Annotated in this window: 20 protein-coding genes and 1 tRNA gene; 9 read left to right on the forward strand and 12 right to left on the reverse strand. The window is 75.8% G+C overall.

Annotation, left to right across the window (positions count from 1 at the left end; genetic code table 11):
• Window positions 1–22: 22 nt before the first annotated feature.
• Genes C229_RS0119785 through C229_RS0119795 form a run of 3 tightly spaced genes read right to left on the reverse strand, consistent with a single transcriptional unit; the run spans window position 23 to window position 2,675 of the window.
• Complete coding sequence (locus tag C229_RS0119785) at window positions 23–1,120, reverse strand: bifunctional RNase H/acid phosphatase (protein WP_018656840.1); 1,098 nt, start codon at window positions 1,118–1,120, stop codon at window positions 23–25.
• The gene (locus tag C229_RS0119790) at window positions 1,117–1,860 is read right to left on the reverse strand and encodes a zinc ribbon domain-containing protein (RefSeq protein ID WP_018656841.1); all 744 of its coding nucleotides are present in this window, start codon (window positions 1,858–1,860) and stop codon (window positions 1,117–1,119) included. Before C229_RS0119790 ends, C229_RS0119785 begins: the two co-directional genes overlap by 4 nt.
• Window positions 1,857–2,675, reverse strand: a complete 819-nt coding sequence (locus C229_RS0119795; protein ID WP_018656842.1) for a Nif3-like dinuclear metal center hexameric protein — start codon at window positions 2,673–2,675, stop codon at window positions 1,857–1,859. Before C229_RS0119795 ends, C229_RS0119790 begins: the two co-directional genes overlap by 4 nt.
• A 144-nt stretch (window positions 2,676–2,819) precedes the next feature.
• Here C229_RS0119795 and C229_RS0119800 point away from each other — a divergent pair, with 144 nt between their 5' ends.
• The 3 genes from C229_RS0119800 to C229_RS0119810 are packed head-to-tail and all read left to right on the forward strand — an operon-like array spanning window position 2,820 to window position 4,138.
• Window positions 2,820–3,335: a pyridoxamine 5'-phosphate oxidase family protein gene (locus C229_RS0119800; protein ID WP_018656843.1), complete on the forward strand. Its 516-nt coding sequence runs from the start codon at window positions 2,820–2,822 to the stop codon at window positions 3,333–3,335.
• Window positions 3,336–3,381: 46 nt separating this feature from the next.
• Window positions 3,382–3,729 (forward strand): DUF6191 domain-containing protein, encoded by a 348-nt coding sequence (locus C229_RS0119805; protein ID WP_018656844.1) that lies wholly within the window; start codon window positions 3,382–3,384, stop codon window positions 3,727–3,729.
• A 43-nt stretch (window positions 3,730–3,772) separates the two neighbouring features.
• The gene (locus C229_RS0119810) at window positions 3,773–4,138 is read left to right on the forward strand and encodes a hypothetical protein (RefSeq protein WP_026313959.1); all 366 of its coding nucleotides are present in this window, start codon (window positions 3,773–3,775) and stop codon (window positions 4,136–4,138) included.
• 1 nt (window position 4,139) lies between these two features.
• Here the strand turns inward: C229_RS0119810 and C229_RS0119815 are convergent, their stop codons facing one another.
• The 4 genes from C229_RS0119815 to C229_RS0119830 form a co-directional block, all read right to left on the reverse strand.
• Window positions 4,140–5,372, reverse strand: a complete 1,233-nt coding sequence (locus tag C229_RS0119815; protein WP_155884940.1) for a glycosyltransferase — start codon at window positions 5,370–5,372, stop codon at window positions 4,140–4,142.
• A 349-nt stretch (window positions 5,373–5,721) separates the two neighbouring features.
• The gene (locus C229_RS31195; RefSeq protein ID WP_018656847.1) at window positions 5,722–5,994 is read right to left on the reverse strand and encodes a hypothetical protein; all 273 of its coding nucleotides are present in this window, start codon (window positions 5,992–5,994) and stop codon (window positions 5,722–5,724) included.
• Window positions 5,991–13,403 carry an acyltransferase domain-containing protein gene (locus C229_RS31200; RefSeq protein ID WP_033424572.1) on the reverse strand — a complete coding sequence of 2,471 codons (7,413 nt, stop codon included), beginning with the start codon at window positions 13,401–13,403 and terminating at the stop codon, window positions 5,991–5,993. Before C229_RS31200 ends, C229_RS31195 begins: the two co-directional genes overlap by 4 nt.
• Window positions 13,404–13,514: 111 nt before the next feature.
• A complete protein-coding gene (locus tag C229_RS0119830) occupies window positions 13,515–14,618 on the reverse strand; it encodes an alpha/beta fold hydrolase (RefSeq protein WP_018656849.1) in 1,104 nt (367 codons plus the stop codon).
• A gap of 278 nt (window positions 14,619–14,896) precedes the next feature.
• On the opposite strand from C229_RS0119830, the gene C229_RS31205 reads away from it, so the two are divergent.
• The gene (locus C229_RS31205) at window positions 14,897–16,645 is read left to right on the forward strand and encodes a RelA/SpoT family protein (protein ID WP_018656850.1); all 1,749 of its coding nucleotides are present in this window, start codon (window positions 14,897–14,899) and stop codon (window positions 16,643–16,645) included.
• Between the two features lie 19 nt (window positions 16,646–16,664).
• Window positions 16,665–17,603: a hypothetical protein gene (locus C229_RS31210; RefSeq protein ID WP_205624519.1), complete on the forward strand. Its 939-nt coding sequence runs from the start codon at window positions 16,665–16,667 to the stop codon at window positions 17,601–17,603.
• On the opposite strand, the gene C229_RS0119845 is transcribed toward C229_RS31210, so the two are convergent.
• The gene (locus tag C229_RS0119845; RefSeq protein ID WP_018656852.1) at window positions 17,491–18,165 is read right to left on the reverse strand and encodes a hypothetical protein; all 675 of its coding nucleotides are present in this window, start codon (window positions 18,163–18,165) and stop codon (window positions 17,491–17,493) included. The two genes, C229_RS31210 and C229_RS0119845, sit on opposite strands and share 113 nt — an antisense overlap.
• A 228-nt stretch (window positions 18,166–18,393) precedes the next feature.
• Here C229_RS0119845 and C229_RS0119855 point away from each other — a divergent pair, with 228 nt between their 5' ends.
• Window positions 18,394–19,017, forward strand: a complete 624-nt coding sequence (locus C229_RS0119855) for an ArsR/SmtB family transcription factor (RefSeq protein ID WP_205624520.1) — start codon at window positions 18,394–18,396, stop codon at window positions 19,015–19,017.
• A gap of 66 nt (window positions 19,018–19,083) precedes the next feature.
• Here C229_RS0119855 and glnII read toward each other — a convergent pair whose 3' ends face one another.
• Window positions 19,084–20,103 carry a glutamine synthetase gene (glnII, locus tag C229_RS0119860; RefSeq protein WP_018656855.1) on the reverse strand — a complete coding sequence of 340 codons (1,020 nt, stop codon included), beginning with the start codon at window positions 20,101–20,103 and terminating at the stop codon, window positions 19,084–19,086.
• A gap of 234 nt (window positions 20,104–20,337) precedes the next feature.
• Between glnII and C229_RS0119865 the strand changes: the two genes are divergently transcribed.
• Together C229_RS0119865 and C229_RS35830 are read left to right on the forward strand one after the other, a co-directional pair.
• Entirely contained in the window at window positions 20,338–20,607 is a 270-nt protein-coding gene (locus C229_RS0119865) for a hypothetical protein (RefSeq protein WP_018656856.1), read from the forward strand.
• A gap of 80 nt (window positions 20,608–20,687) precedes the next feature.
• The gene (locus tag C229_RS35830; protein WP_155884941.1) at window positions 20,688–21,674 is read left to right on the forward strand and encodes a pentapeptide repeat-containing protein; all 987 of its coding nucleotides are present in this window, start codon (window positions 20,688–20,690) and stop codon (window positions 21,672–21,674) included.
• Between the two features lie 34 nt (window positions 21,675–21,708).
• Here C229_RS35830 and C229_RS0119875 read toward each other — a convergent pair.
• The 3 genes from C229_RS0119875 to C229_RS0119885 all read right to left on the reverse strand — a co-directional run bounded on the left by C229_RS0119875 (window position 21,709) and on the right by C229_RS0119885 (window position 23,032).
• Window positions 21,709–21,781 (reverse strand) — tRNA-Val (locus C229_RS0119875).
• Window positions 21,782–21,864: 83 nt separating this feature from the next.
• Window positions 21,865–22,263, reverse strand: a complete 399-nt coding sequence (locus C229_RS31220; protein WP_155884942.1) for a response regulator transcription factor — start codon at window positions 22,261–22,263, stop codon at window positions 21,865–21,867.
• Window positions 22,256–23,032, reverse strand: a complete 777-nt coding sequence (locus tag C229_RS0119885; protein WP_169513852.1) for a HisA/HisF-related TIM barrel protein — start codon at window positions 23,030–23,032, stop codon at window positions 22,256–22,258. The genes C229_RS31220 and C229_RS0119885 overlap by 8 nt, the downstream gene beginning before the upstream one ends.
• Window positions 23,033–23,472: 440 nt before the next feature.
• Between C229_RS0119885 and C229_RS0119890 the strand changes: the two genes are divergently transcribed.
• Entirely contained in the window at window positions 23,473–24,225 is a 753-nt protein-coding gene (locus C229_RS0119890; protein ID WP_018656860.1) for an AfsR/SARP family transcriptional regulator, read from the forward strand.

Below are 24,225 nucleotides of genomic sequence, written 5' to 3' on the forward strand. Positions count from 1 at the left end.
TGCGCACCACCCTAGCGCGCGATCACGCCAGATGATGCGTGTCGTTGAACGCCCGCAGCGACGCCGGGCCGTCGTCGAACCACTGCACCGACGACAGCGACGCCACGTCCAGATGCATCCGGAACAGCGCCTCCATCGGCGCGCCCAGCGCCGCCCGCACCAGCAGCTTGATCGGCGTCACGTGCGACACCACCAGCACCGTCCGGTGCCGGTACCGCACCTTCAGCTTGTCCAGCGCGGTGCCGACGCGGCGCGCGGTGTCGGCGAAGCTCTCCCCGCCCGGCGGCGCCACGTCCGGACTGGCCAGCCACGTGTTCAGCGCCTCGGGCGTCCGCTCCCCGACCTCCGCGAACGTCAGTCCCTCCCAGGCGCCGAAGTCGGTCTCGCGGAACCCCGCCTCGACCCGCACCTCCAGCCCGAGGACGTCCGCGACCTCGGCCGCCGTCGCCCGGCAGCGCGTCAGCGGCGACGACACGATCGCGTCCACGCCCCGGCCCTTGAGCGCCTGCGCCGCGTCCCGCGCCTGCGCCAGGCCCCGCTCGGTCAGCGGGTGGTCGCCCGTGCCCGCGAACCGCTTCTGCACCGACAGCGGCGTCTCACCGTGCCGCAGCAGCAGCGTCGTCGTCGGGACGGTCGACGGCGGCGCCCACGCCGCGACCGGCGGCCCCGGCTCCTCGACCTCGGCCTTCTCCCACTGCTCGCCGCGCGCCGCCGCGTCCATCGCCTCGTTGGCGAGCCGGTCGGCGTCGGCGTTGCGGGCGCGGGGAATCCACTCGTAGGTGACCGACCCCAGCGACGAGGCGATCTCCCGCGCCTCCAGCGCCAGCGGGATCATGTCCGGGTGCTTGATCTTCCAGCGGCCCGACATCTGCTCTACGACGAGCTTGGAGTCCATGCGGGCCTCGACCCGCGCCGTCTTGTCGAGCACGGCCGCCGCCCGCAGGCCCGCGATGAGCCCCCGGTACTCGGCGACGTTGTTGGTGGCGTGCCCGATCGACTGCGCGTGCTCGGCCAGCACCTCGCCCGTCAGCGCGTCCCGGACGAGCGCCCCGTACCCGGCGGGCCCGGGGTTGCCGCGCGATCCGCCGTCGGCCTCGACGATCAGCCTGCGGCCGCTCACAGCCCGGACTCGGGCGTGCGGACGAGGATGCGGCGGCACTCCTCGCAGCGGACGACCTCGTCCTCGGCGGCGGCGCGGATGCGGTTCAGGTCGACCGTGTTCAGCGCCAGCCGGCAGCCCTGGCACGAGCCCCGGTGCAGCACCGCCGCGCCGACGCCGCCGAACTGGGCGCGCAGCTTCTCGTAGAGGGCCAGGACGTCGTCCGGGACGTCGCCCGCGACACCGGCGCGGGCCTTGCGCGTCATCTCGGCCTCGTCGTCGATGGACCGCTGCGCCTCGTCGCGGCGGGCGGCGAGGGCCGTCAGCTCCTCCTGCGCCTTGGCGCGCTCGTCGCGGAGCGCGCCGACGCGGGCGTCGGCCTCCTCGCGCCGCTCCATCACCTCCAGCACGACCTCCTCCAGGTCGCCCTGGCGGCGCTGGAGCGAGGTGATCTCGTTCTGGATGTTGCTCAGGTCCTTCGCGGAGGTGACCTGGCCGGAGTCCAGGCGCTTCTGGTCGCGCTCGGCGCGGGACCGGACCTGGTCGACGTCCTGCTCGGCCTTGCGCTGCTCGCGGTCCAGGTCGCCGACGGCGGTCTCGGCGGCGACGATCGCGTCGCGCAGTTCGGTCAGCGACGCCTCCAGCCGCTCGATCTCGGCGAGTTCGGGCAGCGTGCGGCGGCGGTGGGCCAGCCGGTCCAGCGAGCTGTCCAGCTCCTGGAGGTCGATCAGACGCTGCTGCGCGTGCGGTGCGGCTTTCACTTCACTCCTTCGTGGTGCAGGCGCCACGCGTCGGTGACGAGCGTGGAGACCCGGGTCTCCAGTGTGCCGGGCGGCAGTGCCTCCGCGAGCCGGGACGCGGCGTCGGCCAGCCATGGCCATTCGGTCGCGAAGTGGGCGGCGTCCACCAGGGCGGGGCCGTCGTGCTCGGCGAACTCGGACGCGGGATGGTGCCGCAGGTCGGCGGTGACGTAGGCGTCCACGCCGGCGGCGCGGGCGGTGTCGAGCAGCGAGTCGCCCGCGCCGCCGCACACGGCGACGGTGGACACGGGACGCTCGGGGTCGCCCGCGGCGCGGACGCCCCAGGCGGTGCCGGGCAGCCCGGCGGCGACGGCGGCGGTGAACGCCGCCAGCGGGACCGGCTCGGGCAGGGTGCCGATGCGGCCGAGGCCGCGGCGGGGATCGTCGGGGCGCGGCACCATCGGCCGCAGCTCGCCGGTGAGGCCGACCGCGCGGGCCAGCGCGTCGGAGACGCCGGGGTCGGCGACGTCGGCGTTGGTGTGCGCGGTGAACAGGGCGACGCCGCCGGTGACGAGCCGGTGGATCAGGCGTCCCTTGGGCGTGGTGGCGGCGACGGAGGTGACGCCGCGCAGCAGCAGCGGGTGGTGCGTGACGATGAGGTCGGCGCCCCAGCCGAGCGCCTCGTCGACGACGGCGGCGAGGGGGTCGACGGCGAACAGGACCCGGCGGACCTCCTGCCCGGGGTCGCCCACGGTCAGCCCGACGGCGTCCCACGACTCGGCCCAGGCCGGTGGGTACAGCTCGTCCAGGGCCGTGATCACGTGGGAGAGGCGCACGCCCCGCAGGCTACCGCCCCGGAGCGTTCCAGCCGAGCCACCCTGCGCGACGCACGCGCGGCGGGCGGGGCGGGCGCTGTGGTGCGGCGCGCGGGCGGGGGTGTTGCATGGTGGTACGCAGGGGTTCGCCGAGGGGAGACGCTGATGACGGGGTCCACGCCGCCGGAGCCGGACGCCGACCGTCCGTACATGCCCGGCTACGGTACGCTCGGACCGGACGAGGGAAGCGGCCTGCTGCCGTGGTCGTGGGCCGTCGAGCGGATCGCCGCGAACCAGTACTACTGGCTGTGCACCGTCCGCCCGGACGGTCGCCCGCACGCGATGCCCGTGTGGGGCGCGTGGTGCGGGGAACGCTTCTGGTTCAGCAGCAGTGCGGCCTCGCGCAAGCTCGGCAACCTGCGGCTGAACCCGCAGGTGGTGGTGACGACCGAGGAGGCCGAGGAGCCGGTGGTGATCGAGGGCGAGGCGGAGATCGTGACCGAGCCGCGCGAGCTCCAGCGCTTCATCGACCTGGTCAACGCCAAGTACTCCACCGGCTATGGTGTGGACTTCCTGGACCCGGACGTCAACGCCACCGTCGCCGTCCGGCCCAGCCGGGCGTTCGGGCTCCGGCAGGCCGACTTCGCCGGTTCGCCCACCCGCTGGTCGTTCGGGACGTGATCCGCCCGGCGGGATCAAATCGAGGCACCATCGCGTTGGAGTGTGTGTGAAGTCACCCTTTCGCCGCCGCAGGCGCGTCAAGGGCCGTGCGATCAAGCGCACGCCCGTCGAGCAGGAAGTCGTCGAGTGGCCCACCGAGGGCACCGGCAAGTCGTCGCTGATGGGCGCGATCCGGGGCGACGGCGAGACGGGCGCGGGCTTCGGCGGCGGCATGTTCGAGGACCTGGCGTCCGCGTTCGAGGGCTCCCGCAAGGTCAAGATCGAGGAGCAGGAGGCGCAGAAGGTGCGCCGCCAGGACGACCTCCAGCAGGCCGGCGGCGGCCGCGACGACCTCGACTCGGGGCGCATCCGCATCCGCCGCGCGGGTTCGGAGGAGGCCGGCGGCACCGCGTGACCGCACTCGAACATCTGTTCGGCCGCCGGGGTATCCTGGCGGGGTGAGCACCTCTGTCCCGTCCGGCTGGCCGCCCCAGGTGCATCCGCCGGGCTCGGAACGCTTCGCCGACACGGCGCTCACCTGGCTGCTGGAGATCGTCCCGCCGGAGTACCGGCGGTACGGCGTGCTGCGCCGGTACCCGTCCGCGCTGGCCCGCATGGCCCGCCACCACGTCGAGGCCGCCGTCGAGGCCGCCCGGACGGGTTTCCGCACGGCCCGCGTCGACCTGGCCGCCACGGTGCCCCCGCACGGTGTCGACGCCGTCATGGACGCCTACCGCACCGAGGGCACCCGGCTGGCCGAGCTCGCCCGGGCCGTGACGCTGGTCGAACGGGCGCTCCGCGCCGAACGCCCCCCGGCCGTCTAGGTCAGGTCAGCTTCTCCAGGCGGTCGGCGGCCGCACCGGCGCCGCCCGCCTCGGCGAACGCGTCGCGGACGGTTCCGGCGGCGGTGCGGTACGCGTCGTCGCTCAGGACGTCGAAGAGCGCATCGCGGATGTCGTCGGCGGTGACGCGGCCGAGCCGGAGCCGGACTCCGGCCCCGGCGGCCTCGATCTGACCCGCGACGACGGGCTGGTCGTCGCGGACGGGCGCCACCACCATCGGCACGCCGTGCGTCAGTGCCTCGCCCACGGCGGTGTGGCCGCCGTTCGTCACGAACGCCGCCGACCGCTCCAGCAGCGCCGCCAGCGGCACGCGCGGGCGGGCGACGACGCCGTCCGGGACGGCGCCGAGCGCCTTGCCGGGCGCCGCGACGACCACCTGGGCGTCCAGGCCGGCGGCGGCCTGGACGGCCGCGCGCAGGAAGCGGCGGCCCGGCTCGCCCGCCGTGCCGTGCGAGCCGAGCCAGATCGGGACGAGCGGGCGGTCGTCGTCCAGCGCGTCCCACGGGAAGTCGGTGTCGAGGGCCCGGTGGGACGCGGGGCCGACGAACGCGATGTGGTCGGGGAAGAACGACACGTCCCCGATGAGTGCGCCGGTGGAGAAGACCAGGACGAGGTGGTCGGAGAACCGCAGGTCGATGAGGTCTTCGATGCCGTGTTCGTCCTGGAAGTCGCCGATGAGGTCGCGGACCCAGCCCTCGACCGCCGGGAAGGCGGCCAGCGGACGGGTGAACTCGGCCGACGTCGGCGCCAGCGTCGCCCACGGCAGTCCCCTGAGCCGCGCCGCGACCGGGGCGGCGAGGATCTGCTGGTCGCTGACGACGACGTCGGGCCGGAACCGGTCGATCGCCGCCTGGACGCCGGGCAGCATCGCGTGCCCGAGCGGGACGAGCACGTCCTCCCACAGCGACCGCAGCGCGGCGGGGCCGCGCAGGGCGTGCGTCGCGGCGGGCGGCTCGACGCCGTCGGCGTGCAGGACGCGGGCGCCGGGCGGCAGCACCGCCTCAAGCCGTGCCTTGGGCCCCGTCCAGGTGACGCGGTGCCCGCGCGCCGTCAGCTCGGCGGCGACGGCCGCGGCGGGCCCGACATTCCCGGCGACCGGCGGCACGGCGAACAGGAACCGCCGCCGCACCGGCTCCTCCGGCGGCGGCTCCGGCGCCCCGCCCATCCCCGGCATGTCCCCCAGCAGTGACGGCACCCGCACCCGACGCGCTCTCACGACCCCTCCCCCACACTCACAACGACCCCGACCCGACCCACGAACCACCCAGCTACAACGGCGACACCACCCCGACGACACCTCGCGGACACCGCACCGACAGCGACCCCGGGACGGCATCCCTCTCCCGCACGTCGCGAACGGTGGACGCGGCGTCGCCACCGGCCGCGCCGGGGCCGGACATCGCCACCCCGTGGCGACGGCCTCTCGCGAACACCGAGCCGCCGTATCAGAGCGGCGTGCTTTCCCTGCGCGTCGCACGCGCTCGGCGGGCGCCGCCGCCTCGGGTGGCCCGCCGGGTTTCGTGTGTGCTGGACGGGCCGCGGCCCGGCTGGTCGGGGCGTGGGCATCAGGCGTCCGGGGCGTCGATGTGGGCGGCGAGGTTCCCGATCGTGAGGGCGATCAGCTCGTCGATGTCGAGGGCGGCGAGCAGGCCGGGGACGTCGGCGTCGTCGCCGTAGCGGGCGGCGAGGCGGTCGGTGAGGTCGGTGAACTCGGCGGGCTCCAGGTCGAGGTCGCCGTGCAGCGTCGTGTCCGGGCCGAGGGCGGCCCGCGGCTCGTGGCCGATCACCGCGACGAGCATCCCCTTGATCTCGTCGAGCGTGCTCTGCGGCTGGGTCATCGTGGTGGCTCCCCCGTGGCGTCGTCGTTCGGTCGTGCGGCATCGGTCGGCGGGGCGGCGATCTCGCGCAGCAGCGCGGCGGCGGCCGTGTCCGGGTCGTCGGACGGCACCGGGTCGGCCACCAGCACGCGCGCGCCGGTCGTGGCCCGCCAGGCGGGCGCGACGCCGGGCGGCGAACCGTCGGCGGACCGCCCCCGCTTCACCGCATCCGACCCGACCGGCGCGACGTCGGCGGATCGTCGAGACTCCCGTCGCGCCGCATCCGGGCCGTCCGGCGCGGCCCCGGGCGGCGGGACCTCAACGGATACGGACTCTTCACCCCGTTCGGCCCCACCCTCGCCCGGCAGAGCGTCAGCGGGGCGACGAGGTTCCCGCCCCGCCTCCGCGAGCTCGACCGGTGCGGTTTCGGGCTCGGCCGGGGACGTGCCCCGAGCCGCATCATCCGCGCCAGGTCCGGCGTCCTCGCGGGCGCGGGCACTCGGACCGACCGGCCGTGCGGGCGCCTGCTGAGCCGTATCGCTCCCGTCGGCCGCCAAGTCGAAGCCGCCGTCGCCGCCCGTACGGACGCTCGGGTCAATTGATCGTCGGGCCGCGTCGTGTGCTTCCGTCGGTTCGTCGTCGTTCGCCAGAGCGTCCGGCGCCGCGGGTGGCGCGGGGGTAGGTGGGGCGGGTTCGGTGTTGTCGCGCTGCGTCTGGGGGCTCGGTTCGGACGGCGGCGGGGCGGGTCGCGTGGGTGCGGTGCCCGGTCGGGGGTTCGGCGCGGCCGGGGTGTGGCGGGACGGACCGCTTGCGTCGGGGCCGGGCGCCGGGTCGGGCGGGGTGGTGAGGTCGGGGAGGGACGCGAGGATGCGGGCGCGGGTGGCCTCGTTCAGGGGCGGGTGCGGGTGGGCGGGGCCGGCGCCGAGGAGGCCGAGGACGACGTCGCGCTGGGCGGCGGCGAGTTCGCGGGTCGCGCGCAGGTACTCCACGACCGCCTGGGCGGTCTCGGCGGAGGGCTGCGGGACGGGGTCGGCGGACGGCGCGGGCGGTGCCGGGGCGGTGCGGGAGCCGTCCGGGGCGCGAACGACGGGGCCTTCGACCGTCCACGTGGGCGCGGGCGGCGCGGCGTCGAGGACGTGCGCGTCGCGGCCCGCGAACAGGGCGTGCGCGTCGACCGGGACGCCCACCGCCGCCAGTTCGGCCAGCGTCAGCAGCAGCCGGGGCACGCCGGGGTCGCCGGGCACGTCGCAGGCGACGGCCGTGTGCGGGCGGTCCGCGAGGATCTGCCGGACGAACCCCGTCAGCGTGTCCCCGGGACCGGCCTCCACGAAGATCCGCGCGCCCGCCGCGTACATCGCCTCGATCTGCTCGACGAACCGGACCGGCGCCGCCACCTGCCCGGCCAGCGTCGCCGCCAGCTCCACCGGGTCGGCGTCGTAGGGCGCGGCGGTCGCGTTGGACCAGACGGGGAACGCGGGCGAGCGCAGGTCGCGGCGCGCCAGCTCGCGCCGCAGCGGCGTCGCCGCCCCCGCGACGAGCGGACTGTGGAACGCGCACGCGGCCGGGACCGGCTCGGCGTCCAGCCCCTGCTCGGCCAGCCGGACGAGCGCCCGCTCCAGCGCGGGCGTCGCGCCGGAGACGACGACGTGACGCGGCGCGTTGTGGTTCGCGACCACCACCTGCGACACCTCGGCGATCGCGGCGCGCACGTCCTCCAGCGACGCCGCGACGACGGCCATCGCGCCGCGGTCCTCGTGGGAGTCGCCGCGCGCGGCGGCGGCCCCCAGCACGGCGCCGGCGCGCGCGGCGCCGACGGCGGCCAGGTCGTCCTCGGCGATGACCCCGGCCGCGCACAGTGCGACGAGTTCGCCGTACCCGTGCCCGGCGGCCAGGTCGGGCCGGACGCCCAGCTCGGTGAGCAGCCGGTGCACGGCCACCCCGGCGGCCCCGGCCCGGTGCGCGCTCGCGTGGCGCAGCAGCCGCTGTGAACGGGGGAAGGCGACGAACAGGTCGGTGGGCACCGGGACGCGGCCGACGTCCCCGCCGGGGAACAGGAACGCGACCGCGCCGGACGTGCCGCCGCCCGTGAACACCCCGCCGCCGGGACGGAACGCGCGCGCCCGCTCGGCCGACGCGACGACGTCCGCGACGTCCGTCGCGACGAACGCCGCCCGCACCGGCCCCGTGGACTCCGCGCACGTCCGGGCCAGGTCGCGCAGCCGCACCCCCGGCCGCCGGGCCAGCGCGGCGAGCCGGTCGAGGACGTTCCGCGCGGCGTCGTCGTCGGCGCCGCGCACGACGAACAGTTCGGCGGGCCACTCCGCCACGCCCGACACCGGTTCGGGCGCCCCGCCGTATCCGGCGATCACGGCATGGAACGCGGTCCCGTCCGCGTCCGCGCCGACCCCCGCATACCGCTCCTCAGGCGCAGCAAGCCACGCCCGCACACCCTCCCCCACACCACACACAGCACCCGGCCCGCCCCCAAGGTGCACGCCGCCCGACCCAACCCGGGTTTCCACGGCACCCGGCCCAACTCCGGCGTGGACGCCGCCCGGCCCGGCTCCGGGGTGCACGGCACCCGCCCCGACCCCGGCGTGCAGGACGCCCGGCACGGCGCCGGGGTGCACGGTTCCCGGCACGTCCCCAGGGTGCACGTCGCCCCGCCCGACCCCGGCATGCACGGTTCCTGGCGCGACTCCGCCGCGCACGGCACCCGGCACAACTCCGGCGTGCCCGCCGCCCGGCACGACCCCGGCGTGCACAGCGCCCGGCATAGCCCCGGGGTGCACGGTTCCCGGCACGTCCCCGGGCTGCATGGCACCCGGCACGGCCCCGGTGTGGACGGTGCCCGGCGCGACCCCGGGGTGCGCGGTCCCCGGCACGTCCCCGGGGTGTACGGCGCCCGGCGCGGTCCTGGGGTGTACGGCGCTTGGCAGGACGCCGGTGTGGACGGCGAATGCCGCCGTGATGATCGCCGCCAGACCGGCCGCGCCGCCGTCCCCATCGAACTGCGTGGCGTCCACCGGGGCGGAGGGGGTGCAGCCGTCCCGTTCGGTTCGCGCCGGGTGGAAGGTGCCGTCGTCCGCGTGCTTCGCCGCCGCGTCCGGCGTGGTTCGACCGGGCGCGCCCGTCCACGCCTCGCGCGCCAGGGACGCGCCCCTACCGCTGGCCGCCCATCCGGTGGCCTCGACCCGCGCCGACGGCACCCCGCCGCCCGCAACCGGGTCACCCGCACCCGAACGCGCACCGGCCGTCTCGACGGGGTTCGCCTGCGCGTCCGCATCGCCGGGGTTTGTCCCAACAAGGTCCGCCGAGGACGCCCGTTCGCGGGATTCGTCCCCCGCGCCCGCTCCCGCGAACGCGCGGCCATCGGACCGCTCGGGGGCGGACGCACCCGCCCCGGCGGCGCCGAACGCGCCCGCGCCGCCCGGTGCGGCATCGCGCATGGCCCGCCCGGACGACCCGTCACCCGGGACTCCCTCGGCCCGCGCATGATCGCTCACGGGCCCGCGCGCCACTGCGGGATGAGCCGCGTCCGCGTCTCGCGGAGCTGCGGGGATGGGTGGCTCGTCGCCGGGGGGCACGGCCGTGCGTGGGGGGTTGCTCGTGTGGGCGACGTCTGGTGCGTTCGCGGGATGGTGCGGCGCTGCGGGAGGGGGCGTCTCCGCGCCGCGCGACGCTGCCAGGCCGGGTGCCTGGTCGTTCGGGGCCGTCACCGTGCGCGCGGGGGCGGTCGTCTGCGCAACGTCCGACGCGTCCGCGCCGCGCGATGCTGCTAGGCCGGGTGGCTCGTTGCCCGGGGCCGTCACCGTGCGCGCGGGCGCGGTCGTCTGCGCAACGTCTGACGCGTCCGCGCCGCGCCACGCTGCCAGGCCGGGTGGGTCGTTGCCCGGGGTGGTCGGCGGGTGCGCGGGGGCGGTCGGCTGCGCGACGTCCGACGTGTCCGCGCCGCGCGGTGGTGCCAGGGCGGGTGGATCGTTGCTCGGGGTGGTCGGCGGGGGCGCGGGGGTGGTCGGCTGGGGGACGTCCGGTGCGGTCGCGGGGTGGTGCGGTGCTGTGGGAGGAGGGGTGTGGGCTGCGGGGGTCGGCGGATTGTCGTCGCCGGTCGTCGCCTGGCGTGCGGGGTCGCTCGTGTGGGTGGCGTCCGGCGGGTTCGTGGGGGTGGGGTGCCCGTTGGTTGCTTCGTGGGTTGTGGTCGTTGTGGTGAGGAAGGTCGCCTTGGTGGGTGGGACTTTGGCCTGGGTCCAGGCTCGGGTCAGGGCTTGGTGGGGTGCGTTGGGGCCGGTGGCGGCGGTGACCGATTTGAGGACGGCGTAGACGCGGTCGCCGTCGCGTTCGGCGTCGGGGAGGCGTTTGAGGGCGAGGCAGCCGATGCCGTCGTTCGGGGTGGGGGCGGGGTGGAGGTCGGCGGCGCCGCACAACACCAGGTCGCTGCCGCCGGAGGCGAGTTCCTTGCACGCCGTGTCCAGGGCGGCCAGGGCGGACGCCTCGCCCGCCGCGATCGTCGCGTGCGTGCCGCCCAAGCCGAGGGCGGCGGCGACGTTGCCGGGGCGCGGCCCGGCCGTCCCAAAGAGCACCGAGGCGCGGGTGCGGTCGAACGGGCGGTCGGCGTAGCCCGCGTCGGCCAGCGCACGCCGGGCGACTTCGACGGCGAGCAGGCCCGCGGCGTCGTGCTCGGCCCCCGGAGCGGGCTCCCCGACCGCGACGGACGGCAGCCCACCGGCGGAAGCCGCCCCCTCGGAGCCGCCCCCGCCCAGACGCGGAGCACCCGCCGACCCCGATCCCGCAGCGCCGACGTGCCCCCCGTCCGCGCGGATCGAGGGAGCGCCCGCTGACCCCGACCCCACGGCGCCGTGCCCGGCCCCGCCCGGAGGGAGCGTGGTGGCCCCGCCCGCGACCGGCGCCGAGCCCTCTGCGCCGTGCCCGATCCCGGCCGGAGGAAGGCTGACGGCCCCGCCCGCGCCACCGCGCCCCGCACCGGGCATCGACGCCCCGCCCGCGACCGGCGCCGAGCCCTCTGCGCCGTGCCCGATCCCGGCCGGAGGAAGGCTGACGGCCCCGCCCGCGCCACCGCGCCCCGCACCGGGCATCGACGCCCCGCCCACAACCGGCGCCGAGCCCTCTGCGCCGTGCCCGATCCCGGCCGGAGGAAGGCTGACAGCCCCGCCCGCGCCACCGCGCCCCGCGCCGGGCATGGACGCCCCGCCCGCGACCGGCCCCGAGCCCCCTGCGCCGTCCCCCATCCCGCCCGCAGCGCCGGGCATGGACGCCTCGTCCGCGAGCGGCTGTGAGGCACCCGCCGATGCCGGGCCTCCGGCGCCGTGGGCCGGTGCCGGAGCGGCGGAGGCCGGGGCGGAACGGGTGGGCCTGAGGGTGCGGGACCAGTGGGCGGCCGCGTCCGGGGCGCCGGGCAGGACGCACGCCATGCCGATGACGGCGATGTCGAGCGGTTCCGGCCCGGCGGGCGGTTCGTCCGGGTCCAGGGTGAGGGCGGCGGCGCGGTCGGCCAGGAAGCGGGTCGCGCCGCTGGTGAGGTGCTCGTGCAGGCTCGTGACGCCGGTCGTCGCCGAGCGGAGCGCCGCCGCGTGGCCGAGCGGGTACAGGCCCTCGCGGTACTGCGCGGCGGCCTCGACGGGCGCGCCGCCGCGCAGGCCCCGCGCCGCGACGGCGATCCGCCCGGGAACATCGTCGGTGACGGCGTCGGCGGCGGGCGTCCGGGCGCATCGGACGGGGCCGACCACGACCGTCCCGTCGCACTCCTGCGCCACCCGCTGGTAGCCGGGCGTGATCGCGCCGGACGCGACCGCCTCGTAGGTGAACAGGTACGCGGTACCGGCGAGGACGCGGACGTCGACGCCGCGCTCGGCCAGCGGCCCGGCCAGCGCCGCGACCATCGCGCCGGACCGCTCGTCGTGCACGCCCCCGCCGAACAGCACCGACAGGTCCTCGGCGGAATGATCGTCGAGGAACGCGGACAGCCGCGCGAGCCGCGCCTCCCACAGCGCGAACGCGCCGGGCGCGCCGGACGGCACGGCCCCCTCGGCCCCGGCGAACACCAGCCGCCGGACGCCCGCCGCCAGGAACCGGTCGAGCGTGCCGGGTCCGGACGCGTACAGGTACGCCCGGACGCCCGCCGCCTCCAGCGGCGCGGCCTCCTCCGGCCCGCCGCCGTCGATCAGCGCGTACGGGCACCGCGCCTCCCGCACGGCGGCGAGCTGCGCGGCCCGCACCACGGGCGGCACGAACCCGGCGATTCCGGCGGCCCACGGCCGGTCGCCCAGCCGCTCGGCGGCCGAGGCCAGCAGCGCCGAGGCGTCCGCCCCGTCCAGCAGCCCGAGCGCGACGCACGGCAGCCCGCCGTCCTGCGCGACGACGGCGGCGAACGACGCGCGGTCGGTCACGCCGGGGATCGGCGCCTGCACGACGGGGTAGTCCCGGCTGACGGCCGCGCCGGGCGGACGGTCCCGGGGCGCGAGCGGCGCGGCGCGGACGGCCGCGCGCAGGTGCGCGCCGATCCCGTCCCGGACGGCCCGCACGACGCCGCCCGCCGTCTTGTACCGGCCCGCGAGCGCGGCGGCGAGGAACCCGTCCTGCCCGACCGGCAGCAGGTGCGTCCGCAGCCCGCCGGGCCCGAGGCGGGCGGTGAGGCCCGCGAGGTCGAGGCAGGACAGGTCGAACTCGGGCAGGTCGGGCCGCGCGTAGACGCGGTGGCCCTCGACGATCCGCGTCTCCGAGCCGTCCATGGCGGCGAGCGCGGCGGCGACGTCGGCGGGCGGCTCCATCTCGCGGACGAGCGCGAGCTGGGTGTCGAGGACGACGCCCGCCGCCCCCGCGGCGATGGCGGCGGCGGCCGTGTGCGGGCCGATGCCGCCGGACGCGAACACCGGCGCGTCGATCCGCCGGTCGCCGAGCAGGCGTTGCAGCAGGACGGCCGTGGTCGGCTCACCGATCCGGCCGCCCGCCTCGCTGCCCCGCGCGATGAGCCCGTGCACGCCCGCGCCGCCGTGGGCGGCGGCCAGTTCGTCCCCGAGCGCCAGCGCGAACTCGGCCTCGCGGACGTCCACGACCTCGACCAGCACCCGGCGGCCCCGCGCCCAGGCGGCCAGGTCGGCGGGGGCGGTGGCCGGGCGCAGCGCGGCGGCGTCGACCAGGACGGTGTCGGCGGCGGGCGGCAGCTCGCCGGGACGGACGGCGCATCCGGCGGGCAGCCGGACGCCGAACCGGCCCGGCCACCAGCGCCCGACGTCGGTGAGCGCGGCCAGCGCGGCGGCGCGCCCGCCGCCGAGGTCCAGGACGCCGAGCCCGCCCGCGCGGGCGACGCCGACGACGGTGCGCGGCGCGGGCCGCCCGAACGGCCCCACGCCGATGATCTCCACCGGCCGCCGGTCGCGGCGGGCGTGGCGGGCACCGCCCGTTCGCTGATCCACCGTCCCCGCCCTCCGGTCGCCTGCTCGCGCTGCGCCACACTACGTTCGGTGACAATGTGATCGCAGGGGCGACACACCACGAACGGCGGATCGGGCGGGAAACCGTCCGGCTCAGACGGAGGCGACCGCGCCGCGCCGCGAGGGCCGGATGCCGTGGCGGCGGGTGCCCTCGTCGAGCCAGGCGTCCAGGTGGGTCCAGGTGGTGCGGCGCGCCGAGCGGCCGGTGAGGACGCCGAGGTGGCCGCCGTCGGCCTCGGTGAACCGCACGTCCGGCGACGACGACAGCAGCCGCGTCAGCGGCTCCACCGCCGCGACGGGGGCGACGCCGTCCCGGCGTCCGGCGACGGCGAGGACGGGCACGCGCACGCCGTCCAGCCCGACGCGCCGTCCACCGATCACGAGGCCGTCACCGGCGAGCGCGTTGTCGGCGAGCAGACCCCGGTAAAGCTCCGCGAGGGTGCGTCCGGGATAGGCGGTCATGGCGTCGGTGAAATGGTCGACCGCCTCGATCTGCGCGAGAAACTCGGCATCGTCAAGATTGGTCAGCATCTGATACGGGCGCTGCACGTATTTGTCGATCGCCAGGAGCTGATATCCGCGTTTGACGACCGGGCGCGGCAGTCCGCCGAGCAGCGCCCCGGCGAGCGCGGCGGGCGCGCCGCCGGTGACCCGCGCGAGCGGGCGCAGCGGCGCGGCCGGCGGGACGGCCGACACGTCCACCGGCGTCGCGATCGCCGCGACGGACGCGATCGGCAGGCCGGGCTCGTGCGCCGCCGCCAGCAGCGCGAAGACGCCCCCCAGGCACCATCCGACGAGCTGGACCGGCTGGCCCCCCGCGTCCGCGCTGACCGCCCGCACCGCGCGCGGCAGCACCTCCCCCACCCATTCCCGCAGCCCCAGGTCACGGTCGCCGTAGTCGATCGGCCCGTAGTCGAGCAGGTAGCTCAGCCGCCCCGCCTCGACCACGTGCTCGGCCAGGCTGCACCCGCGGCGCAGGTCGTAGCAGCGGGCGGGCGCGGCCAGCGGCGGGACGAACAGCACCGGCGGCCCGGCCGGGACGACGCCCCGCGGCGCCCGGTACCGGTAGACGGCGGACCCCTCCACCTCCTCGATGAGCGCGGCGGGCATCGGACGCAGATCGGCCAGCGGGCCGTAAAGGACTTTGTGGACGACGTTCCCGGCGGCGGCGCGCAGCGTGCGGGGGGAGGGAATCATCGCACCATCATCCATCTCCATTCGGCGCGCCTCACGGGTGCGCGACTGACCAAACCCGGCCTGACCATGACACCCACACTCCTACCTCGGAGAAGATGCGAGCAGAATCACTGTCCTATGAAGCGCGCGTTAATTCGTCTTGACAGCACCGGGCGTGCACGGAGCGCGACCGCCGCCGCCCCGCCGACCCCGCCCATGGCCACCGCGCGGACCCTGTCGCATACTGACGGTGACGACCCGTGGCACCGGCGCCGCGGGCAGGCGTTCAGGCGGTTCCCATGACGACGCTTGAGACGGCGGTGTCCCCGCGACGGCCGGCCCGCGCCCCGGCACGGGGCGCCCCGCCCGGCCCGCCACCGGACGAGGCCGTCGCCCCGCTGCTCGCCCTGCACGCGGCGCAGCGCCCCGGCTCCGACCTCACCCCGCTGCGGCGCGCCTACGAGGTCGCGGAGCGGATGCACCACGGCCAGACCCGCAAGTCCGGCGAACCGTTCGTCACGCATCCGCTGGCCGTCGCCACGATCCTCGCCGAACTCGGCCTCGACACCACCACGCTCGTCGCGGCGCTGCTGCACGACACCGTGGAGGACACCGCGTACACGCTCACCGAGCTGCGCGCCGACTTCGGCGCCGAGGTCGGCGTCCTCGTGGACGGCGTCACCAAGCTGGACGGGCACCGCTGGGGCGAGCGCGCCGAGGCCGAGACGTACCGCAAGATCGTGCTGGCCGCCGCCGCCGACCTGCGCGTCCTGGTGATCAAGCTCGCGGACCGGCTGCACAACCTGCGCACGCTCGGCGCGCAGCCGCCGCACAAGCGCGCCCGCATCGCCCGCGCCACCCACGAGCTGTACGTGCCGTTCGCGGAACGGCTCGGCATCCACGTGCTCAAACGGGAGATGGACGACCTGGCGTTCGCCGCCGGAGACCCCGCCGGGTACGCCGCCGCCGAACGGGCCGTCCGCGTCGCCCTGCGCGACCCGGCCGCCGCGTTCGGGCCCGCGCTGGCCCGCGTCCGCGCCTCGCTGGACGCGCACGGCGTGCCCGGCGACCTGTCGGTCCGGCGCTCGCACCTGTACGCCGTGCACCGCGCGACCGGCGGCGACGTCGCCGGGCTGCGCGCCTGCCAGGTCGCCCGGCTCCAGCTCATCGTCGACGGCCCCGACCGCGACTGCTACATCGCGCTCGGCGCCGTGCACGCCGCCCTGCACCCCATCCCCGGGCAGGTCCGCGACTTCATCGCGATGCCGAAGGACAACCTGTACCGGTCGCTGCACAGCCGCGTGATCACGCCGGACGGCGACCCCGTCGAAGTGATCATCCGCAGCGCCGCCGCGCACCCCGTCGCGGAGTACGGCATCGTCGCGCACATCCGCGACGCGGGCACCGTCGCCGACGCCGTCACCGGCCGCCGCGACCTGGAATGGCTCGGCCGCCTGCTCGCCTGGCAGCGCGGCGCGTCGTCGGCGGAGTTCCTGGAGGGGCTGCGGGCCGGGCTCAGCGACGGCAGCATCGCGGTGTGCGCGCCGTCCGGGCAGCTCATCACGCTGCCCGCCGGGGCCACCGCCCTCGACGTCGCCTACGCCCTCGGCCCCGCCACCGGCGACCACTGCATCGGCGCGCTCGTCAACGGACGGCACGCCGCGCTGTCCGCCGAGGTGCGCAGCGGCTCGGTCGTCCAGGTCCTGACCGACCCGGCGGCCGCGCCGTCGCCCGGCTGGCTGGACTCCGCCGTCACCCCCGCCGCGCGGACGCGGGTGCGCACCTGGCCCGAGCGGCGGCACGGCCCCGAGTACGCCGGGCGCGCCGCGCTCGCCCGGGCGTTCGCCGCCCGCCGCCGCGACCTGCCCGCCGCCGAGGCGCGCGGCGACGCGCTGGCCGCCGCCCGCGCGCTCGGCCACGGCGACCCCGGCCCGATGTACCGCGCCCTGCACGAGGGCACGCTGCGCCTCGCCGACCTGCTCGACCGCTTCCCCGCGCCCGTGCGCGCGCCGGATTCGGGCGGTGACGATCGGGGCACGTCTCGGTGAGACGGCGAAGGGGGCGGCCATGGCGGACTCGTTTCTGACCGGGGTGGACTGGACCGGCACCGTGCTGACGGTCGCGGGCACGCTCACCGGCGCGCCGGGCCCGCTGCGGCTGCGGCTGCGCGAACGGGAGGACGGCCGCGTCATCGACTGCCCCGGCACGTGCGTCACCGCCGCACCCGACGACGGCGCCGCGACGTTCCGCGCCGAACTGGCCGTGGCCACCGCCGACTCCGGCGGCCCGCTGCCGCGCGGCCTGTGGGACCTCCTCCTCGTCGACGGCGCCGAGATCCCCGTCGGCCCGCTGCGCGACCCGGCGCTCGACCTCGGCCCGCACCGCGCCTTCCTGCCCGGCGGCACCACCGTCACCGCCTACCTCAGCCTCGCGGGCACGCTCGCGCTCGACGTCGGCGGCGACCCGCACGCCGCCGGCACCGTGCCTGCGCGGCGGCTCGCCTGGAACGACGCCGACGACGAACTCGTCGTCGGCGGCGAGATCCCGTTCGAGCCCGGGGAGAGCCCCGTCTCGGCGACGATGGCGCTGCGCGAACGCCGCACCGGCCGCGTCTACGAGGTCATCGCCGCGCTCCACCCCGGCCCCGCGTGCCTGGGCTTCACCGCGTCCGTGCCGCTCACCCGCGCGTTCGTGGACGATCCGCTGCCGCGCGGCGTCTGGGACGTCTACCTCGTGCTCGGCTTCGCCGGGCTGCACCGCGAGCTGCGCGTCCTGGCGCCGGGCGAGCCGATCGAGCTTCAGGTGTGGCGGCGGCTGCACCCGGTGCGCGTCACGTCGACGCGGGCGCCCGAGCCGCTGGCCGTCACGGTCGGGCGGTTCGCCGGGCGGCGGCTCAACGGCGGCGCCGGCGACGGCGCGTCCGGGGCCGCGGCCGGTCCCAGTCCCGCGACCAGTCCCGCGACCAGTCCCGGCCCCACTCCCGGGACGCCGCCGCGAGTGTGGTGAGCGACCCGACGATCATGATGCCGCCCGCCAGGTTGAACGACGCGGTCCCCGCGATGGCGTCGGCCGGGGCGCGCACCGTCAGCGGCAGCAGCGTCACCAGGCCCACCACGATCGCGCCGATCCAGCCGAACGCGCGCACCGGCCGCGCCGCCGTCCCGATGAGGACGTGCAGCAGCGCGGTCGCCTGGAGCGTCGCGGCGCCCGCGCAGACGCCGTAGGCCGTCGCCGCCTCGCCCGCCCCGGCGCTCGCCGCGACGAACACGGGCATCTGCGCGTCGAACAGGGACCGCAGCAGGTACGCGGTGAGGCTCGCCAGCCCGGCCGCGGCGGCGGCCAGCGCCGCCCCGCACAGCCACAGGCGGCGCAGCGAGATGCGCGGCGGCTCGGCCAGCGCGTCGTGCAGGGCGACGAAGTCGTCGTAGCGGTGCATCAGCGGGTCGGCCGCGGGCTTGACGGCCGCGCGGCACCGGAACGACCGCCGGTAGGACGCCGGAAGGCCGGGAGCCCCGCGTCCGCGGTGGGCTCCGCCGGACGACGACGCGCCGGGCCTGCTCTCGCTCATGCGTCCCCTCCCCGATCCGGACGATCGGAGTGCTACCCGGGGCCGTTCCGGCGGACTCCCGACCGCTTCGCCTCTTTGTCGTCATTTGATCGTCCCCGGGGGTGTCGCGCCCGTTAGGATGATCTTGCCCCCGTGACCGGAAGGCGGACCACGCCCCGTGCCTCCTCCCCCCTCCCCCGAACCGCCCGAGGACGACGAGTCCGGCACCGCCGTCGGCCGGTTCCTGCGGTGGCTCGCGCCGCCCGGCGAGCACGACGACTGGCTCGAACCGGACCTCGATCCGGACGGCGAGAACGAGTCCGGCCCCGGCGACGGCCTACTGAAATTCCGGAATTCCGATTAAGCTGGAGCGGGTCACCGCCGCCGATCTCCGAGGGGTCCGCCCTGAGCAGCATCGAGGACCGCGTCCGCGCCCTTGAGGAGCGCGTCGCCGCGCTGGAGGCGCGCGCCGCCGAGCCGCCCGCCGCGTCCGCCCCGCCCGACGAGACCGGGCACATCGCCTACGGCGGCAAGGCCGAACTCGGCGGCTACGGGTGGGAGTGGAACTCGGTCCGCTCCCCCGGCGCGCTGCTCGGGCTGCCCGCCGCGCCGCTCGCCGCCGTCCTGGCCGCCGCCGGGCACCCCGCCCGGCTGGAGGTGCTGCGCGTCCTCGCACTCGGGCCGCGCGGCGTCGCCGACCTTCAGGCCGAGCTCGGGCTCGGGTCGGCCGGGCAGCTCTACCACCACCTCAAGGCGCTCACCGGCGCCGGGCTCGTCGAGCAGACCGAACGCGCCGTCTACCGGCTGCCGGGACGGGCCGTCTTCCCCGTCCTGGCACTGCTCGCCGCCGCCGCCGACGTCTCCCGGACGTGAGAAACGCCCGGAGGGAGCGCGGCGAACCGCGATCCCTCCGGGCGTTCCGCGCCGGAAGGGGGGAGATCAGACCTGGCCGGCCTTCTCCAGCGCCGCGCAGCAGGTGTTCACCAGCAGGCGGGTGACGTTGTACGGGTCGATGTTGGCGTTGGGGCGGCGGTCCTCGATGTAGCCCTTCTTGTCCACCTCGACCTGCCACGGGATGCGCACCGACGCGCCGCGGTTCGAGACGCCGTAGCTGTACTCGTCGAACGGGGCGGTCTCGTGCTGGCCGGTGAGCCGGTCGGCGATGCCGTGGCCGTAGCCCGCGATGTGCTCCTCGACCTTGCCCTCGGCGCCCATCGACTCGCAGGCCGTCACGATGGCGTCGTAGCCCTCGCGCATCGCCTTGGTGGAGAAGTTGGTGTGCGCGCCCGCGCCGTTCCAGTCGCCCTTGGCCGGCTTGGGGTCGATGCTCGCCGCGACGTTGTGGTCCTCGGCGATGCGGTACAGCAGCCAGCGCGCGACCCACAGGTGGTCGGAGACCTCCAGCGGGCCCGCCGGGCCGATCTGGAACTCCCACTGGCCGGGCATGACCTCGGCGTTGATGCCGGAGAGCTTGAGGCCGGCCGCCAGGCAGGCGTCCATGTGGTCCTCGACGATGTCGCGGCCGAACACCTCGTCGGCGCCGACGCCGCAGTAGTACGGGCCCTGCGGGGCCGGGAAGCCGGTCTCGGGGAAGCCGAGCGGGCGGTCGGCCTTGAAGAAGGTGTACTCCTGCTCGATGCCGAACCAGGAGTCCTGCGCGGCGTACTGCTCCGCGACCGGACGCAGCTTGGCGCGGTTGTTCGTCGGGTGCGGGGTGCCGTCGACGAGGTAGACCTCGCACAGGACGAGCTTGTGGTCACCGCCGCGGATCGGGTCGGGACACGAGAAGACCGGCTTGAGCACGCAGTCCGAGTTGTCGCCCGGGGCCTGGTTCGTGCTGGAGCCGTCGAAGCCCCAGTCGGGCAGCGGCACGCCGTCGGCCACGATCTTGGTCTTGGACCGCAGCCGGGCGGTGGGCTCGGTGCCGTCGATCCAGATGTACTCGGCCTTGTAGGTCAACGTCGGGTTCCCTTCGTCCGGCGGCCGTGCGGTGAGGTTCGGCCGAGAACGAGGTTGACAACCCGGGGTTTCACACCTGTTGCCCATATGTGAACGGCATGTAAAACACCATCTGACCTGGTTTAACACTCCGGAAAACGGTCACGGATGTGGCCTGTTTCACTCTTCTCGCCCCATGGGAGCCCCAAACGATCACCCCTGGACGCGGCCCGGCGGCCCCGCCAGACTGACCGCGTGACCCCCACCCCCGCCCGGCGCCGCCTGCTGGAGGAGCGCCACGTCTACACCCGCGACCTGGACCGCGACCCGGCACTCCTGGACGACTGCCCGCACCGCTACATCTTCGTGATCGCGACGCAGCGCATCCTCAAGCTCGCGCCGCTCTCCGGGGCGCTCCCCGCGCTCCTCGCCACCGTCGAGTCCCTGGAGGCCAAGGGCTGGGAACCCGTCGCCTGGTCGCTGGAATCGCAGTCCGACTCCGGTGTCGTCATGCGCCGGCGTTGACATGTTCGTCACCTTGAGTGACTGAACTGAGCCGCGGCCATCACTTTCCGTGACCGTCACCGAGGTGGTGTCATGACCTCGTGCGTCAGTTGAGTCGGCGGGTGCGGCAGCGGGCGTGGCCGGTGCGGCGGATCGCCGTCGCCTGCGGCATCGTGCTCTTCCTCGCGGGTCTGCTCGTGTTCCTGTGGCGGGGCCCGTGGTGGCTGGACGGGGAGTTCCTCAGCCGCGCGCGGTTGCAGGAGGGCGGAGCCGGTCTCGTGACGGGGTTCCGCGCGACCGTCGTGCAGGTGCTGATCGGGGCGGCGGCCGTGACGGCGCTGTGGTTCACCGGGCAGAACTACCGGCTTGCCCGGCGCGGCCAGGTCACCGACCGGTTCATCCAGGCGCTGGAGCGGCTGGCCTCCGAGGAGGTGTACGTCCGGTACGGGGGCGTGCTCGCGCTGGCGCAGATCATCGACGACGACCCGGCGCAGGGCATGCACGCGACGCAGGTGCTCGCGGCGTTCGTCCGGCAGCGCGCGCCGCGCCACCCGGCCATGGCCAAGGCGGAGGGGCCGTCCCCGGCGCGACTGCCCGGGACGCCCGACGAGGACGTCCAGGCGGCGCTGAGCACCCTGACGTCCGGGGCGTACCGCCGCCACGCCGAACGGGACACCGTGGACCTCCAGAACGTCCACCTGGCGGGCGCGAACCTGCCCGGCGCCGACCTGCGCGGCATCCGCCTGGGCCGCTCCAACCTGACCGGCGCGAACCTCACCGGCGCCGACCTCGCGGGCGCCGACCTGACCGGCGCGGATCTCAGCGACGCCGACCTGCGCGGCGCGCTCCTCGACGACGCGCACCTCATCCGCTCGCTGCTGGCCCGCGCCGACCTCACCGGCGCCCGGCTGCGCGGCACGGACCTGACCGGCGCCGACCTGCGCGGCGCCGTCCTGGCCGGGGCGGACCTGCGCGACGCCCACCTGTCGGCCGCCGACCTGCGCGCCACGTCCGGCCTCGATCCCGACGCCTACACCGGCACCCACCACGACCACGCCACCCTCGTCCCCGAGGGCCTGGAAACCTGAACGGAAGAGGAAAGGCAGGGAGAGGTGAATTCGGTGGGGCTGGCCGGGCTCGAACCGACGACCTGCGAGGTGTAAGCTCGCTGCGCTCCCAACTGCGCTACAGCCCCTGGCCGTCCCGACGATACCGTCTCGGGCGCCGATCGAGGTACTCGGGTTTTCGGAGCCGCCCGCGCTTCGCGGCCGCCGGTGCTCAGAGCTTGAGGATGCCGTCGCGCATGGCCACGACCGTCGCCTCGGTCCGGCTGCGGACGCCCAGTTTGCCGAACACGGCGTGCAGGTGATTACGGACCGTCCTCTCGGAGATTCTCAGGTTCCGGGCGATGCCGCGATTGGCCAGGCCCGTCCCGGCGAGCACCAGCACCTGACGCTCGCGTTCGGTCAGCGCGCATCCGGGGACGGGACCGTGCTCGGCCGGCGCCGGGCCGCCGGAGTCGGCGGGGCCCGCGAGGGCGCGGGCCCGGGCGGCCTCCAGCGTCCGCAGCAGTTCCTCCTGCTCGCGCAGCAGGCCGCGCGCCCGGACGATCGCCGCGTCGAGCTGCACCAGCGTCGGCCGGTGTCCCCGGCAGCACGGCTCCTCGGGCTCAGCCATCGGCGAGGGCGGCGCGGACGTGGGCCTCCGCTTCGGACACCGTGTGGCTGCCGTCGTGGAGCATCTTCTGGGTGAGGGCGTAGGCGGCCCCGGCGGCCAGTCCCTCGTGCAGGTGCCGGAGCGTGCCGCACCCGCCGGACGCGATCACCGGGACGGGCACGGCCTCGGTCATCGTCCGCACCAGGTCCAGGTCGTACCCGGCGCCGGTCCCCTCCTGGTCCAGGCTGTTGGGCAGGATGTGCCCGGCGCCCAGGTCGGTGAGCATCCGGGCCCAGGTGACGGCGTCCAACGGCGTCTCCACGTCCTCCCCCTGGATGACGACGTTCCACCGCCCGTCCGCCGTCCGCTGCACGTTCATGACGCCGAGGACGCGGTCGGAGCCGTACCGTTCGACGACGTCGTGCAGGACGGAGGGCCGTTCGACCGACGTGGTGCTGAGCCCCACCGCGTCGGCCCCCGCCTCGTACAGCCGTTCGAGGGCGTCGGCCGACGGCGCGATCCCGTTGGCGACCGTCACCCACAGCCGGACGTCGTTCGCCCGCGCCCGCTCGACGACCTCCAGCCCGGCGGCGCTGCGCTCCCAGGAGTCCTGCACGTCGATGAAGATCCGGGTGGCCCCCTGCGCGCGATAACGCCGGATGATCTCGGCCGGGTCCGAGGGGTCCACGAGCCCGGGAATGCCCGAGGGCGCCGTCGCCCGCCCGCCGACGATGTCGATCGTCGGAATGATCAGTGAATGCCCCGCTCGATCGCCACTCGCCACCATCATGTCTCCTTTCGCGGCGTCCGGCATGGTCTTTCCCGCAGTTCTGACGCGAACCTGACGCTCCTCTGATGCAGGGCTGATCGCGTTTCTCCGCGCCACCGGGAACGGTCCTCCCGTCCGGCGCGCCCGACCGGCATCACCTGCGTTCCGCCCGGTGTCGGCCGCCTCCGGCGCACCGGCCCGGACGGTCCCGGCGCGCCGGGGTCACGTCCTCGGCGGACGCCGCGCGGGGCGGCGGAAGAAACGAACACCGCCGCCCGGAGTTTCCCGCCGAGAAGTGGGGAGGGCGGGCTTCGGCCACGGCCGCCGCGTCCGATTGCCGGAGACGATGATTTTTTTGCCGCTAAGCCGTCGTTAATGGTATCCTGAGACTCGCGGTTCGATCATGAGATGATCGTTCATCTGCAATGCCCGGCGAGGGATGAGCCTTGGCATCTTTAGAATTGCTGGGTGAGCTGTGCATCCGCAGCGACAAGGCGAGACTGCCGGTCAGGGGAACAAAGCAGCGCAGTCTGCTGGCGGCGCTGACCATCCGGGGCAACGTCACGGTTTCGGCCGAAGATCTGGTGCTGGAGATTTGGGGCGATGAGCCGCCCGTCGGCGCCGAGAACGCTCTCCAAGCCCATATTTCCCGAATTCGGGCGATATTGGCCACACAACAGGGGATGGCACGGTTCCGGCTGCGCACCCGCTATCCCGGATATCTGTTCGAGTTACCGGAGGGGAGCGTCGACAGCTCCCGGTTCCGCCGCCACTGCGTCCGCGCCCAGGCGGTGAAGAACTCCGCACCCGAGCAGGCCGCCGCCCTCTACCGCGCCGGGCTGGCGCTCTGGCGGGGGCCCGCCCTCCAGAACGTGCCGCCGGGCCCGATCAGGAACGCGGAGGTCCGCCGGCTGGCCAGCGAACGCCGCACGGCGGTCGCCAGCCTCGTCGAACTCGACCTCGACCTCGGCCGCCACCTCCAGGTCATCCCCGATCTGGAACAGCTCGTGCTGGAGCACCCGCTCGAAGAGCGCTTCTACGCCCAGCTCATGGTCGCGCTGACCCGGTCCGGCCGCACCGGAGACGCTCTCCAGGTCTATCAGCGCGCGCGGCTGACGCTGGCGCAGGAAGCGGGCCTGTCCCCTTCGCCCGCCTTACAGCGGCGCATGCGGATGATCCTGCACGACTCCGGCCACGACGACGAGACGAGCTGA

It is taken from the genome of Actinomadura flavalba DSM 45200, assembly GCF_000374305.1.
GTDB classification, from domain to species: Bacteria; Actinomycetota; Actinomycetes; order Streptosporangiales; family Streptosporangiaceae; genus Spirillospora; species Spirillospora flavalba.

Bases quoted from the DNA above. Each gene is read 5' to 3' on its own strand.
- C229_RS31220 (WP_155884942.1), bottom strand. From the start codon at position 22,263: ATGGCTGAGCCCGAGGAGCCGTGCTGCCGGGGACACCGGCCGACGCTG.
- C229_RS31205 (WP_018656850.1), top strand. From the start codon at position 14,897: ATGACGACGCTTGAGACGGCGGTGTCCCCGCGACGGCCGGCCCGCGCC.
- C229_RS31195 (WP_018656847.1), bottom strand. From the start codon at position 5,994: ATGACCCAGCCGCAGAGCACGCTCGACGAGATCAAGGGGATGCTCGTC.
- C229_RS0119885 (WP_169513852.1), bottom strand. From the start codon at position 23,032: ATGATGGTGGCGAGTGGCGATCGAGCGGGGCATTCACTGATCATTCCG.
- C229_RS0119830 (WP_018656849.1), bottom strand. From the start codon at position 14,618: ATGATTCCCTCCCCCCGCACGCTGCGCGCCGCCGCCGGGAACGTCGTC.
- C229_RS0119800 (WP_018656843.1), top strand. From the start codon at position 2,820: ATGACGGGGTCCACGCCGCCGGAGCCGGACGCCGACCGTCCGTACATG.
- C229_RS0119845 (WP_018656852.1), bottom strand. From the start codon at position 18,165: ATGAGCGAGAGCAGGCCCGGCGCGTCGTCGTCCGGCGGAGCCCACCGC.
- C229_RS31210 (WP_205624519.1), top strand. From the start codon at position 16,665: ATGGCGGACTCGTTTCTGACCGGGGTGGACTGGACCGGCACCGTGCTG.